This window comes from Streptomyces sp. NPDC008079, from assembly GCF_042957385.1.
In the GTDB taxonomy this organism is placed as follows: domain Bacteria; phylum Actinomycetota; class Actinomycetes; order Streptomycetales; family Streptomycetaceae; genus Actinacidiphila.
The window spans coordinates 43,507-56,022 of sequence record NZ_JBIBIC010000014.1; the positions used below are offsets into that span (position 1 = coordinate 43,507).

The window sequence follows — 12,516 nt, forward strand, 5'->3', positions numbered from 1 at the left end:
CACCGAACGTGTTCACCCATCGACGGTACGTGGTCGCCGCCGTAACCCCTGCCCCGGCGGGCAGTTGCACACGGCATGGGCTGGTACGAGCACGAACTGGGGTGGCCGACCACCGGGGCGCTGCCGCCGGGTCTGGTCACCGGGGTGCGGTTCGACGCGGTGGACGTGCCCGCGGAGGCGGGTCTGGCGATGCTGAACCGTTTCCCGCGGCCGGGCCAGCTCGGCCCGGTGGCGCTGGACGGCCACCGGATCCGGCTGCTGGTGGCCGCCGGATCCGCCGAGGAGCTGCCGGGGCTGCTGGAGTGGCTGGAGTGGGGCGGTATCCGGCTGGATCTGACGGCGCTGGGGTCCGGCGCTCCGATGCGAGCGCCCGCGCACCCCGAGTGGGGCCGCCGGGAGGCCGCGTACGACCGGTCCGCGCCGGTGTGGCTGCGGCCTCCCCGACCGGGGTGCGAAGTCGAGTCCACGGTGCCCGCGCTGCGTGTCACGGATGGAGCCGATGGAACGGGGGTACCCATCGGGCTCACGGCACTGGTGGCCGCCCTTGCGACGGCCTGCCACCGGATCACGCTGCGGACGCGTAGCCAGGATCAGCCGTGGGCCTTCTCGTACGCCTCACGAATGGTGGCCGGAACACGACCGCGGTCGTTGACCTCGTAACCCTTCTCCTTGGCCCACGCACGGATCTTCGCGGTGTCGGGACCGGAAGCGCCGCCTCCGCGGACCGCCTTGGTGCGGCCACGACCGGCCCGTCCGCCGGTACGACGGCCACTGTCCGTGTACGGGTTGAGCAGCCCGCGGAGCTTGTCAGCATTCGCGGTGGTGAGGTCGATCTCGTAGGTCACACCGTCGAGAGCGAACGTGACGGTCTCGTCCGCCTCGCCGCCGTCGAGGTCGTCAACAAGAAGAACCTGGACCTTCTGAGCCACCGGCTTCCCTTTCATCGAAAACGGATTAACGGTAAAAGCAAAGCGCCTTTGCGGGAAAAACACAAACCCCTTGCACGAACGGGCGCCCGCGAGGTAGCGCGATCCGGACAAACCGGAACGGTCAGAGTTGCAGCAGCATGCGGCTGTTGCCCAAGGTGTTCGGTTTCACTCGCTCCAGGTCCAGGAACTCCGCGACACCCTCGTCATTGGAACGGAGGAGCTCGCCGAAGACATCGCCGTCGACCGGCGTCTCCCCGATCTCCACGAAGCCGTGCTTCGCGAAGAAGTCCACTTCGAAGGTGAGGCAGAAAATTCGGCGGACTCCCAGCCAGCGTGCGGTGTGCAGCAACTTTGCCAGCAACTGGTGGCCGACACCCTTGCCGCGCTGTGTCGGGTCCACCGCCAACGTCCTGACCTCGGCCAGGTCCTCCCACATCACGTGCAGGGCGCCGCACGCGACCACGTTCGCGTCCTCGTCCCGTTCCGCGACCCAGAACTCCTGGATGTCCTCATAAAGGGTCACTGTCGGCTTGTCGAGCAGGATGCCGTCACGCACATAGGAGTCGAGCAGCGTCCGTACCGCGGCGACATCGCCGGTGCGCGCCCGGCGGATGGTGACGTCATTCGACATGAGGGGCATGTGCGGACGCTATCGCCCTTCGGGATCCGCAGGACCGGAGGGGTCGACGGACTGGATGATGCGCAATGCGTCACGGACCGCTTCACGCTGTTCCGGAGACATCATGCCGAAGAAGTGGACGAGCGCGGCGGCCGGGTTGTCGCTCGCGGACCACGCTTCGTTCATCAGTGCGGCAGAGTATGCGGCACGCGTCGAAACGGCCTCATAACGATAAGCGCGGCCTTCCTCCTCGCGGCGGAGCCAGCCCTTCTGGCGCAGGTTGTCCATTACGGTCATGACAGTTGTGTACGCGATGGATCGATCCCGTGAGAGATCCTCCAGGACCTCACGAACCGTGACCGGTCGGTTCCACTCCCACACTCGCGTCATGACGGCGTCTTCGAGGTCTCCCAATGGCCGGGGCACATTCCGGATACTAGCCGCAGACGTTCCGCTTATCGGGACCAAACGGGTCGGACCGGCGCACGGCGCCTTGTCGGGCGCCGCGCACCGGTCCGTGGATCGGGCATGGATCTTCGGCCAAGTATCAGATGATATTGATTTCCTTGGCCGTCAAATGCCGCGGCGGGCGTCAGCGGTCCTCGGCGGAGGGCTGGCGCGCGGCCTCGGCGCGGGCGAAGGCGGCGTCCACCGCCGCGTCCTCCTTGGCCTTGTTGGCCCCGCCCTGGTTCTTGATGATCGTCACGATGACGGCGATGAAGAGGATCGCCATCACCAGCGGCGGCACGATCGCGGATACGTAGTCCATACCGACCAGCGTAGCCACGCCTCCCGCGCCGCCGACGGCGGGTGGGTGCGGCGGGGCCCGTCAGGCCGAGCGGGCCTCGTCGTCCCGCTTGGGCGCGGCGGGCTTGCGGCCGGGCGGCCAGATCTCGGCGGGCGTCGGCGGGCGCTTGGGCGCGCCCTCGCCGGGCCCCGGCGAGGGGGACGGCGCCGGGGACTTCGGGCGGGGCGAAGGAGCCGGGGACGGCTTCTTCTCCGCCGGGTCCGCGGCGGTGGCGGAACGGGCGCCCGGAAGGGCGAGCAGGCGGCGCGACGTGGTCATATGGGCCTCCAGACGGAGTCGTACGTCGTTCTCTGCGAGGGTTTCGCAGCGGCGCAGCAGTGCGGTGCGCCGCCGGTACTCCGGGGTTCCGCTCGGTGCGGCCCGCAGGCGGCGCAGTGCGGCGAGGTCGTCCGCGCCGGGTACGTAGCCGCCGGCGAGCGCGGCGGTGAGCCGTTCCAGATACCCGCCCGCGCTTCCGGGCAGCGCCTGCCGGTACCGGCTCAGCTCGTCCAGCAGGAACGACCGCAGCCGTCCCGCCTCGGCCACCGCGTCGTCCACGGCGTGCACGAGCCGGAGGTATTCCTGTACGTGCTCGGCGGGCCGCGCCGGTACGCGCGCCTGTGCGGCGGGGCGTACGGGTCCGCGGAGCTGTTCCGCCGGGCGTACGTGCTCGGCCGGGCGCGGCGCGAGCACGGCGTCGGCGGCGGCGGTGTCGGTCCGGCCCGCGTAAGGGGACAGGACTTCCGCCAGGGCTCGGCGCAGCACGCGCAGTTCGTCCGCGCTGAACGCCATCCCGCCTCGGTTTCCGTGTGGCGTGGGCATAGCGAAAGATTAGTCTTTAACCGGACAAATCACACGCATCCTCGCGCACTCGGGTGCGTCGCCCGCCCCGTACCGCCGCAAGCCCCCCGTACGGCCCGGAGCCGCCCCGTACCGCCGGGCGACACGGCGAGACACGGCGAGACACGCCGGGCAACACGGCGTACACCCCGGGCGCTACGACGTCTGGACGTTCCGCTCGTACACCAGCCGCAGTCCGATCAGCGTCAGCCAGGGCTCGTGCTCGTCGATGATCGACGCCTCGCCCAGGACCAGCGGCGCCAGGCCGCCCGTCGCGATCACCGTCACGTCGTCCGGGTCGTCGGCCAGCTCGCGCGCCATCCGCTCGGCGATGCCGTCGGCCTGCCCGGCGAAACCGTAGAGGATGCCGGACTGCATGGCCTCGATCGTGTTCTTGCCGATGACGCTGCGCGGCCTGGCCAGCTCGATCTTGCGCAGCTGCGCGCCGCGCATGCCGAGCGCGTCCACCGAGATCTCGATGCCGGGCGCGATGGCGCCGCCCACGTACTCCCCGCGCGCCGACACCGCGTCGAAGGTGGTCGCCGTGCCGAAGTCCACGACGATGCACGGGCCGCCGTAGAGGTGCACGGCGGCCAGCGAGTTGATGATCCGGTCGGAGCCGACCTCCTTGGGGTGGTCGACCAGGATCGGCACACCGGTCTTGACGCCCGGCTCGACCAGGATCGACGGGACGTCGCCGTAGTAGCGGCGGGTCACCTCGCGCAGCTCGTGCAGCACCGACGGCACCGTCGAGCAGATCGCGATGCCGTCGATGCCGTCGCCGAGGTCGCCGAGCAGCGGGTGCATCCCCATCAGGCCCTGGAGCAGTACGGCCAGTTCGTCGGCGGTACGGCGCGGGTCGGTGGAGATCCGCCAGTGCTCGACGATCTCCTCCCCGTCGAACAGCCCGAGGACGGTGTGGGTGTTGCCGACGTCGATGGTGAGCAGCATGCGCCCCTACGCTTCCGCTCGCCGGCCCGCGGCGTCCGCGCGCAGGTCGAGGCCGATGTCCAGGATCGGGGAGGAGTGGGTGAGGCCGCCGACCGCCAGGTAGTCCACGCCGGTCTCCGCGTAGGCACGGGCGGTGTCCAGGGTGAGGCGGCCCGAGGACTCCAGCACCGCGCGGCCCGCGACCAGCGCGACGGCCTCCGCGGTCTCGGCCGGGGTGAAGTTGTCCAGCAGGATCAGGTCGGCGCCCGCGTCCAGCACCTCGCGCACCTGGTGCATCGTGTCGACCTCGACCTCGACCGCCAGGTCGGGGAACTCCTCGCGGACCAGCTTGAACGCCTGCGCCACGCCGCCCGCCGCGACCACGTGGTTGTCCTTGACCAGCGCCGCGTCCGACAGCGACATCCGGTGGTTGACGCCGCCGCCGCAGCGGACCGCGTACTTCTCCAGCGCCCGCAGGCCCGGTGTCGTCTTGCGGGTGTCGCGGACCTTCGCGGAGGTGCCCTCCAGCACGTCGGCCCACTCGCGGGTGGCGGTGGCGATGCCCGAGAGCCTGCACAGCAGATTGAGCGCGCTGCGCTCGGCGGTCAGCAGGTCGCGGGTGCGGGTGCGCACGGTGAGCAGCTTCTGCCCGGCCGCGACCCGGTCGCCGTCCTCCACGTGCCGCTCGACCTCGAATTCGTCGGTGCACACCACCGACAGCACCGCCTCGGTGACCCGCAGGCCCGCCACGGTGCCCGCCTCGCGGGCGGTGAAGTCGCCGGTGGAGAAGGCGTCCTCGGGGACGGTCGCCACGGTCGTGACGTCCACGCCCTGGTCCAGGTCCTCCTCGATCGCCATGTGCGCGATGTCCTCGACCTGCACCGGGTCAAGGCCCGCGTCCATCAGGAGCTGCGCCAGGTCGGGGTCGAGGCCGCACTCCAGCGGGTCGAGGCCGTACGCGTCGTCGTACGCCTCGCCCGCGCCGCAGCCGCAGCCGTCACCGCAGCCGCCGCCGGTCACCTCGCTCGGCGGGCCGATCTGCGGCAGCGGGAGGGCGACGGGCCGGGGACGGTCGGGGGTGGTCACGAGGGCTCCTTCGGATTCCGAGCGGCGTGCGGCGGACGGTTCGCGGTACTGGGCGCGGCGTCCGGCGCGGTGCCGTTGGGGGCGGCCCCATCATCCACGATCGGAGCGGCGCCGGGGGCGCCGCCCCGGGTGTCCCCCGTGCCGCCGCCGGTCGGCGGGAAGTCCGTGCCTTCGGTGGTGTGCACCGCGAGCGTGCGGTGCGGGGTGAGGCGTACGACGAGATGCCGGCGCCACGCCCGGTCGTCGCGGTCGGGACGGTCCTCGCGCCAGTGGCAGCCGCGGGTCTCCTCGCGGCGGCGGGCGGCGGCGACCAGCACCCGGGCGACCAGGCCCAGATTGGTCGCCTCCCAGGTCTCGACGCACGGCTCGGCGGTCTTGCCGTCCCTGTCGTACTCCTCGACGGCCGCGGTGTGCAGCCGTTCCAGCGCGCCCGCCGCGGTGGCCAGGCTGTCGGCGCTGCGCAGGACGCCCGCGCCCGCCGACATGATCCGCTGCACCTCGTAGCGCGCCTCGGAGGCCAGCAGCGGGGTGTGCGCGGGCTCCGGGATGACGGGCTCGCCCGGCACCGTCGGGTCGGCGACGATGTCGGCGGCGATCCGCTCGGCGAAGACCAGCCCTTCGAGGAGCGAGTTCGACGCGAGCCGGTTCGCGCCGTGCACGCCCGTACAGGCGACCTCGCCGCACGCGTACAGGCCGGGGACGGTCGTACGGCCGAGGAGGTCGGTACGGACGCCGCCGGACGCGTGGTGCGCGGCGGGCGCGACCGGGATCGGCTCGGTGACGGGGTCGATGCCGTGGGCGCGGCAGGCGGCCAGGATGGTGGGGAAACGCTCCTCCCACATGGTGGCGCCGAAGTGCCGGGCGTCGAGGTACATGTGCTCGGCGCCGGTCTCCTGCATCCGCCGCGTGATGCCCTTGGCGACGATGTCGCGCGGGGCCAGCTCGGCCAGTTCGTGCTGGCCGACCATGAAGCGGACCCCGTCGGCGTCCACCAGGTGCGCGCCCTCGCCGCGTACCGCCTCCGAGACCAGCGGCTGCTGGCCCTCGGCGTCCGGGCCCAGCCACAGCACGGTCGGGTGGAACTGGACGAATTCCAGGTCGCTGACCTCGGCCCCCGCGCGCAGCGCCAGCGCCACGCCGTCGCCCGTCGACACCGCCGGGTTGGTGGTCGCCGAGAACACCTGGCCCATGCCGCCGGTGGCCAGGACGACGGCGCGGGCGCGTACGGCTCCGACGCCGTCGCGCTGCCCGGCGCCCATCACGTGCAGGGTGACGCCCGCGGTGCGGCCCTCGGCGTCGGTGAGCAGGTCGAGGACCAGCGCGTTCTCGACGAAGTCGATATTGGCTTCGCGGACCGCCTCGATCAGCGCGCGGGAGACCTCGGCCCCGGTCGCGTCGCCGCCCGCGTGGACGATCCGGCGGCGGTGGTGGCCGCCCTCGCGGGTCAGCAGGATCTCGCCGCTGGTCTTGTCGGTGTCGAAGTGCGCGCCGGTCGCGATGAGGCGGCGCACCGCGGCGGGGCCCTCGGTGACCAGGGTGGCGACGGCCGTCTCGTCGCAGACGCCCGCGCCCGCGACGAGGGTGTCGGCCAGGTGCTGCTCGGGGGTGTCGCCCTCGCCGAGGGCCGCGGCTATGCCGCCCTGCGCCCAGCGGGTCGAGCCGTCGTCCAGGTGCGCCTTGGTCACAACGGTGACCTTCGCTCCCGCGGCGGCGCAGCGCAGGGCGACGGTGAGGCCCGCGACGCCCGAGCCGACCACGACCACGTCGGAGGTCAGCGTCCAGCCGGGCTCGGCGGCGTACAGGCGGATGCCGGTACTCACGCTTGTGGCTCTGGTTCCGTTCATTCGGCGGCTCCGAACTCCAGCGGGAGGTTGTCGATCAGGCGGGTGGTGCCGGCCTTGGCGGCGACGGCGAGGACGGCGGGGCCCGCGTGGTCCGGCGCGGCTTCGGTGAAGTCGGCGGGGTCGATGAGGGCCAGGTAGTCGACGGCGAGGCCGTCGGCCGTGGCCAGGACGTGGCCTGCCGCCCGTCGTACGGCGTCCGGGCCGCCCCCGGCCGCGTCCCGGCCCGCGAACAGGGCGCGGGACAGGGCCAGGGCGTGCTCGCGGTCCCGCTCCGACAGGTAGCGGTTGCGGCTGGACAGCGCCAGGCCGTCCGGCTCGCGCACGGTCGGTACGGCGACGATCTCGACGGGGAAGTTCAGGTCGGTGACCATGCGGCGGATCAGGGCGAGCTGCTGGGCGTCCTTCTGCCCGAAGAAGGCCGCGGCGGGCCGCGTGAGGTGCAGCAGCTTGGCGACGACGGTCAGCATGCCGTCGAAGTGGCCGGGCCGGGACGCGCCCTCGTACCGCTCGCCCATGGGTCCCGCGGTGATACGGACCTGCGGTCGGCCGCCGGGGTAGACCTCGTCGGTGGCGGGCGCGAAGACGTGGTCGGCGCCGGCCTTCTGCGCCAGCACGACGTCGGCTTCGAGGGTGCGGGGGTAGCGGTCGAGGTCCTCGTTCGGCCCGAACTGGAGGGGGTTGACGAAGACGGTGACGGTGACGAGGCCGTCGCCCGCGTAGGCGCGGGCCGCGCGGATCAGGGCGGCGTGGCCCTCGTGCAGCGCGCCCATCGTCATGACGACGGCGGCGGCCGGGGGCAGTTCCGCCGCGGTGTGCACCAGCTCGGTCACGGGGTCCCTCCATTGGCGAGGGCGCCGAGCAGCGCCTCCGCGAACTCCGGTTTCAGCATTCCGTTGGCCAGAGCGCGGTCCGCGGTGGCGCGGGCCATTCCCACGTACGAGGCCACCGTCTCGGGGGCGTGCGCGCGCAGTTCGTCCAGGTGCGCGGTGACGGTGCCGGCGTCGCCGCGGGCGACCGGCCCGGTCAGGGCGGCGTCACCGGAGCGCAGGGCGTTGTCGAGCGCGGCGCCCAGCAGCGGGCCGAGCATGCGGCCGGGCTCGGCGACGCCCGACGCCTTGAGCAGGTCCATCGACTGGGCCACGAGGGTGACGAGGTGGTTCGCGCCGATGGCCAGTGCCGCGTGGTAGAGCGGGCGGGCGGCCTCCTCGATCCACTCGGGCTCGCCGCCCATCTCGATGACGAGCGCCTCGGCGGCCAGCCGCAGCTCGCCGGGGGCGGTCACGCCGAAGGAGCAGCCCGCCAGGCGCTGCACGTCCACCGGGGTGCCGGAGAAGGTCATCACCGGGTGCAGCGCGAGCGGCAGCGCGCCCGCGCGCAGCGCCGGGTCGAGCACGGACGTGCCGTACCGGCCCGAGGTGTGCACCAGCAGCTGGCCGGGCCGCACCGCGCCGGTCTCCGCGAGGCCCTTGACCAGGTCGGGCAGGGCGTCGTCGGGGACGGTCAGCAGTACGAGGTCGGCGCGTTCGAACACCGCGGCCGGTTCCACCAGGGGGACGCCGGGGAGCAGCGCCGCGGCGCGGCGCTTGGACGCCTCGGACACGCCGGACGCCGCCACGGGGCGGTGCCCCGCCATGCGCAGCGCCGCCGCCAGTGCGGGACCCACCCTGCCGGCTCCCACGACCCCGACGGCCAGTCGCGCCGGCCGCCCCTCCGCCTTGCCCATCTCGTCCACGCGCGCTCCGAGCCTTCCGTTCCAGTCCTCACCGGGGTACCGGACGCCTTCTCGTCAATCCTACGCGAATCCCCTCCGGGGCGGTCAGCCCGTGCGGGGTGCCCCCTGCGAGAGCTTCAGCACACCGCTGCGTCTCTTTGTCTTGTTTCTTTCCCGCCCGCCCACCCGTGCGGGTGCTTTGTCGTCTGCGGGTGCCGCCTGTGCCTGGTCGGTGCCGGGCCGGGGCACCTCCTCGAAATCCGTACCACCTGGCCTTCGCGAATCCGGTACCCGGCCGTCAACGTATTTCTGCGGGGGCACCCCGGCCCGTCCCCTCCTCGCTCGTCGGCGTCCGCGTGTCCGGTGGGGGTGCCGGGGGGGAGGGGGGTCTTTCGGCGAACCGTCCCGCGTCACCCGACGTCCAGCCGGGGGGGGCGAAAGGTCTGTCGGAAGGGCGCACCGGCGCAGGGCGGTTCGCCGGGAGGACCCCCCTTCCCCGGCCACCCCCATCGGCGGGCGGACGCCGACGTACAGGGAGGGGACGGGCCGGGGTGCCCCCGCAGGGGGACGAACGGAAAGGGGCTGGACGTCATCGAAGTGCGGGCACGTTCGTCGCCCGAGGAGGTGCCCCGGACCGGCACCGACCCAGGCACAGGCGGCACCCGCAGACGAAAAAGCACCCGCACGGGTGGGCGGGGAAAGGAGGGAGGGCGGGCACCCGCGCGGGGGGCGATAAGGCGTGGCGGGGGACCGCCCTGGAAGGGAGTATCGGGGGATGGGCGATGACGGCGAGATGCGGGAGAAGGTCGCGGCGGCAGTCGCGAAGTGCGACGGAAGGGTCCTGATGTCCGGCCCCAAGGCAACCCTTGGGGAACGGCTGGCGCGGCTCGCCGAAGAGGCGGCGACGGCGTACGACGTGACGGAACCGGTGGACATCTACGGCGACGGCGTCGTGGCCGCCCTGGAGCGCCGCGTGGCGGAAATCCTCGGCACGCAGGACGCGGCCTTCTTCCCGACGGGCACGATGGCCCAGCAAGTGGCCCTGCGGGCATGGGCGGGCCGCACGGGCAACGCGACGGTGGCGCTGCACCCGATGGCGCACCCGGAGGTGCACGAACGCGGCGCGCTGCACGCGGTGAGCGGCCTGCGCACCGTCCACCCGACGACGGAACCCCGCCTGCCGACCGCGGAAGAGATCCGCGACTTCGAGGAGCCGTTCGGCACCCTGATGCTCGAACTGCCGCTGCGGGACGCCGGTTTCGTGCTGCCGTCGTGGGACGAGCTGACGGCGACGGTGGCCGCCGCCCGCGACCGGGACGCGGTCGTGCACTTCGACGGCGCCCGCCTGTGGGAGTGCACACCCCACTTCGGCCGCCCGCTGCCGGAGATCGCGGCCCTCGCGGACAGCGTGTACGTGAGCTTCTACAAGTCGCTGGACGGCATCTCGGGCGCGGCCCTGGCCGCCTCCGCGGACGTCGTCGCGGAGGCGAAGGCGTGGCGGCACCGGTACGGCGGCATGCTGTTCCAGCAGTTCCCCGCGGCGCTGGCGGCGCTGGCCGGTCTCGACACCGTACTGCCGCGGCTCCCGTCGTTCGTGGCGCACGCCAAGCCGGTCGCGCGGGCCCTGCGCGAGGGCCTGACGGAGGGCGGCGTGCCGTGGCTGCGGGTGCACCCGGAAGAGCCGCAGACCCACCAGTTCCAGCTCTGGCTGCCGTATCCGGCCGACGTCCTGGGTGAGGCGTCACTGCGTCAGGCCGAGGAGACCAGGATCTCCCTCTTCGGCCGCGCCGTCTTCGCGGAGCCGGGCGTGCCCGGCCTGTCCATGACGGAGGTGACGGTCGCGGCCCCGGCGCTCGAATGGACCGAGCAGGACGTCAGGGAGGCGGCGGCGGCCTTCGCGCGCCGCCTCCCCCGGCCGTAGGACCGAGGCCGCCCGCTCAGCCGCCCACCCGCAGCAGCAGCTTCCCCGTGCTCCTGCGCGACTCCAGCAGCCGGTGCGCCTCCGCCGCCCGCTCCAGCGGGAATTCGGCGCTCACCGGCAGCTCCACATCGCCATCGGTGACGGTACGGAAGGCGGCGTCGGCGATCCGCCGCAGCCGCTGCGGCTCCTGCGCGGCCATGCCGAGGACGGAGAAGCCCGAGACGGACAGCCCCAGCGGATACGTGTCGGCGGGCCCGATCCGCCAGGGCTCCTCCGAACCGGCGTTGCCGAAGGAGACGAGGCGGCCGAAGCGGCCGAGCGTGCCGAGGGTGCGGCGGAAGGTCTCCCCGCCGACCGGGTCGAGGGCGATGTCGACGCCCCGCCCGCCGGTCGCCGCCCGGACGTCGGTGTCGAAGGTCGCGGCCGTGAAGACCTCGTCGTAACCGGACTTGAGCGCGTGGTCGGCCTTGTCGAGGCTGGAGACGACGCCGTAGACGGCCGCCGCGCCGCCCAGCCGGGCGAGCTGTCCCGCGACCGTGCCGACGCCGCCCGCCGCGCCCTGGACGAGCACGGTGTCGCCCTCGCGCAGCCGCCCGACCTCGTGCAGCAGCGCGTACGCGGTGGGCAGCACGCTGGGGAGAGTGGCGCCGGTGCGCAGGTCGAGCCCCGCGGGCAGGGCGAAGACGGTGGCGGCGGGCGAGAGCGCGGTCTCGGCGTAGCCGCCGCCGTCGAGGAAGGCGGCGACCTCCTGGCCGGGCGTGAAGTCGGTGACGTCCGGGCCGACCTCGCGGATCAGCCCCGAGACCTCGAGGCCCGGCCGGAAGGGCAGCGCCTCCACCCGGTAGCCCTCGGCCCTGGCCTTGACGTCGGCGAAGTTGACGCCCGCCCAGGCGACGTCGACGGTGACCTCGCCGGGGCCCGGCGAGGGTCGCGGCACGTCCGCGAGGCGCAGCACCTCGGGACCTCCGTACTGCTCGAAAACGATGGCGCGCATGTCGTACTCCCCCGTGCTGTGATCCCTACCGGTCGGTACGGACCTTCCCTGATCGGCCCGGCGTGAACCCGTATCCGCGAACCGCCGGTAACCGCTTCAGGGGTCCGGCCGCCTCAGCCGCCGGCCCGCACCAGGCCCGTCTCGTAGGCCAGGACGACGGCCTGGACGCGGTCGCGCAGGCCCAGCTTGGTGAGGATGCGGCCGACGTGCGTCTTGACCGTGGCCTCCGACAGGACCAGCTTGCGGGCGATCTCGCCGTTGGACAGGCCCTGGGCGACCAGCAGCAGCACCTCGCGCTCGCGCTCGGTCAGCTTGTCGACCTCCTTGTGCTCCTCGGCCGCCGCGGACGGCAGCATCGGGGTGAAGCGGTCGAGCAGCCGCCGGGTGGTGCTGGGCGCCACCACGGCGTCGCCGCTGTGCACGGCCCGGATCGCGCCGAGCAGTTCGTCCGGCGGCACGTCCTTGAGCATGAAGCCGCTGGCGCCCGCCTTGAGCGCGGCGAAGGCGTACTCGTCCAGGTCGAAGGTGGTCAGGATGAGGACCCGCGGGCCCTCGCCCTCCCGGCGGACTGCCTCGCCGCGGTCGCCCCCGCAGATGTGCCGGGTCGCCTCGACCCCGTCCATCCGCGGCATGCGGACGTCCATCAGCACGACGTCGACCCGCGTGTGCCGCAGCACCTCCAGCGCTTCGGCGCCGTCGCCCGCCTCGGCCACGACCTCCATGTCCGGCTGGGCGGCGAGCACCATCCGGAACCCGGTGCGCAGCAGCACCTGGTCGTCGACGAGCATGACGCGGATCGCCATGTGTCCTGCCTCTCGGTTGTTCTCCGTGGTCACGGCCGCCGGTCCTCGCCGG

At 73.1% G+C, this 12,516-nt stretch carries 14 protein-coding genes; 2 read left to right on the forward strand and 12 right to left on the reverse strand.

What is annotated here, in order from left to right; translation table 11 throughout:
• Positions 1-75 precede the first annotated feature (75 nt).
• Positions 76-660: an SCO3374 family protein gene (locus tag ACFZAM_RS25795; protein WP_355342264.1), complete on the forward strand. Its 585-nt coding sequence runs from the start codon at positions 76-78 to the stop codon at positions 658-660.
• Here ACFZAM_RS25795 and ACFZAM_RS25800 read toward each other — a convergent pair.
• The 10 genes from ACFZAM_RS25800 to ACFZAM_RS25845 all read right to left on the reverse strand — a co-directional run bounded on the left by ACFZAM_RS25800 (position 591) and on the right by ACFZAM_RS25845 (position 8,758).
• The gene (locus ACFZAM_RS25800; RefSeq protein ID WP_355342261.1) at positions 591-929 is read right to left on the reverse strand and encodes an Lsr2 family protein; all 339 of its coding nucleotides are present in this window, start codon (positions 927-929) and stop codon (positions 591-593) included. The genes ACFZAM_RS25795 and ACFZAM_RS25800 overlap by 70 nt on opposite strands.
• A 121-nt stretch (positions 930-1,050) precedes the next feature.
• The gene (locus ACFZAM_RS25805; RefSeq protein ID WP_355342258.1) at positions 1,051-1,569 is read right to left on the reverse strand and encodes an amino-acid N-acetyltransferase; all 519 of its coding nucleotides are present in this window, start codon (positions 1,567-1,569) and stop codon (positions 1,051-1,053) included.
• A 9-nt stretch (positions 1,570-1,578) separates the two neighbouring features.
• Positions 1,579-1,974 carry a BlaI/MecI/CopY family transcriptional regulator gene (locus tag ACFZAM_RS25810; protein WP_355342255.1) on the reverse strand — a complete coding sequence of 132 codons (396 nt, stop codon included), beginning with the start codon at positions 1,972-1,974 and terminating at the stop codon, positions 1,579-1,581.
• Between the two features lie 166 nt (positions 1,975-2,140).
• Positions 2,141-2,317: a hypothetical protein gene (locus ACFZAM_RS25815; RefSeq protein WP_355342252.1), complete on the reverse strand. Its 177-nt coding sequence runs from the start codon at positions 2,315-2,317 to the stop codon at positions 2,141-2,143.
• A 60-nt stretch (positions 2,318-2,377) separates the two neighbouring features.
• A complete protein-coding gene (locus ACFZAM_RS25820) occupies positions 2,378-3,157 on the reverse strand; it encodes a hypothetical protein (protein ID WP_355342249.1) in 780 nt (259 codons plus the stop codon).
• Positions 3,158-3,331: 174 nt separating this feature from the next.
• Positions 3,332-4,126: a type III pantothenate kinase gene (locus tag ACFZAM_RS25825; protein WP_355342247.1), complete on the reverse strand. Its 795-nt coding sequence runs from the start codon at positions 4,124-4,126 to the stop codon at positions 3,332-3,334.
• Positions 4,127-4,132: 6 nt separating this feature from the next.
• A complete protein-coding gene (nadC, locus tag ACFZAM_RS25830; protein WP_355342244.1) occupies positions 4,133-5,191 on the reverse strand; it encodes a carboxylating nicotinate-nucleotide diphosphorylase in 1,059 nt (352 codons plus the stop codon).
• Entirely contained in the window at positions 5,188-7,035 is a 1,848-nt protein-coding gene (locus tag ACFZAM_RS25835; RefSeq protein ID WP_391049642.1) for an L-aspartate oxidase, read from the reverse strand. Before ACFZAM_RS25835 ends, nadC begins: the two co-directional genes overlap by 4 nt.
• Positions 7,032-7,811 carry a pantoate--beta-alanine ligase gene (gene panC, locus ACFZAM_RS25840; RefSeq protein ID WP_391049788.1) on the reverse strand — a complete coding sequence of 260 codons (780 nt, stop codon included), beginning with the start codon at positions 7,809-7,811 and terminating at the stop codon, positions 7,032-7,034. The genes ACFZAM_RS25835 and panC overlap by 4 nt, the downstream gene beginning before the upstream one ends.
• 50 nt (positions 7,812-7,861) lie before the next feature.
• On the reverse strand, positions 7,862-8,758 hold the full coding sequence (locus ACFZAM_RS25845; protein WP_355342364.1) for a DUF2520 domain-containing protein: 897 nt from the start codon (positions 8,756-8,758) through the stop codon (positions 7,862-7,864).
• A gap of 763 nt (positions 8,759-9,521) precedes the next feature.
• Between ACFZAM_RS25845 and ACFZAM_RS25850 the strand changes: the two genes are divergently transcribed.
• Entirely contained in the window at positions 9,522-10,667 is a 1,146-nt protein-coding gene (locus tag ACFZAM_RS25850; RefSeq protein WP_391049644.1) for a beta-eliminating lyase-related protein, read from the forward strand.
• A 16-nt stretch (positions 10,668-10,683) separates the two neighbouring features.
• Here ACFZAM_RS25850 and ACFZAM_RS25855 read toward each other — a convergent pair whose 3' ends face one another.
• Both ACFZAM_RS25855 and ACFZAM_RS25860 read right to left on the reverse strand, forming a co-directional pair.
• Positions 10,684-11,661 carry a zinc-binding dehydrogenase gene (locus ACFZAM_RS25855; protein WP_391049645.1) on the reverse strand — a complete coding sequence of 326 codons (978 nt, stop codon included), beginning with the start codon at positions 11,659-11,661 and terminating at the stop codon, positions 10,684-10,686.
• A gap of 113 nt (positions 11,662-11,774) precedes the next feature.
• Positions 11,775-12,464, reverse strand: coding sequence for a response regulator transcription factor (locus tag ACFZAM_RS25860; RefSeq protein WP_355342358.1), 690 nt, complete (start codon positions 12,462-12,464; stop codon positions 11,775-11,777).
• Positions 12,465-12,516 lie beyond the last annotated feature (52 nt).

Excerpts from the sequence above, each read along its gene's own strand:
- ACFZAM_RS25835 (WP_391049642.1), bottom strand. The coding sequence starts at position 7,035 with ATGAACGGAACCAGAGCCACAAGCGTGAGTACCGGCATCCGCCTGTAC.
- ACFZAM_RS25845 (WP_355342364.1), bottom strand. The coding sequence starts at position 8,758 with ATGGGCAAGGCGGAGGGGCGGCCGGCGCGACTGGCCGTCGGGGTCGTG.
- ACFZAM_RS25805 (WP_355342258.1), bottom strand. The coding sequence starts at position 1,569 with ATGCCCCTCATGTCGAATGACGTCACCATCCGCCGGGCGCGCACCGGC.
- ACFZAM_RS25855 (WP_391049645.1), bottom strand. The coding sequence starts at position 11,661 with ATGCGCGCCATCGTTTTCGAGCAGTACGGAGGTCCCGAGGTGCTGCGC.
- ACFZAM_RS25815 (WP_355342252.1), bottom strand. The coding sequence starts at position 2,317 with ATGGACTACGTATCCGCGATCGTGCCGCCGCTGGTGATGGCGATCCTC.
- panC (WP_391049788.1), bottom strand. The coding sequence starts at position 7,811 with ATGACGATGGGCGCGCTGCACGAGGGCCACGCCGCCCTGATCCGCGCG.
- ACFZAM_RS25860 (WP_355342358.1), bottom strand. The coding sequence starts at position 12,464 with ATGGCGATCCGCGTCATGCTCGTCGACGACCAGGTGCTGCTGCGCACC.
- ACFZAM_RS25795 (WP_355342264.1), top strand. The coding sequence starts at position 76 with ATGGGCTGGTACGAGCACGAACTGGGGTGGCCGACCACCGGGGCGCTG.
- ACFZAM_RS25825 (WP_355342247.1), bottom strand. The coding sequence starts at position 4,126 with ATGCTGCTCACCATCGACGTCGGCAACACCCACACCGTCCTCGGGCTG.
- ACFZAM_RS25850 (WP_391049644.1), top strand. The coding sequence starts at position 9,522 with ATGGGCGATGACGGCGAGATGCGGGAGAAGGTCGCGGCGGCAGTCGCG.
- ACFZAM_RS25820 (WP_355342249.1), bottom strand. The coding sequence starts at position 3,157 with ATGCCCACGCCACACGGAAACCGAGGCGGGATGGCGTTCAGCGCGGAC.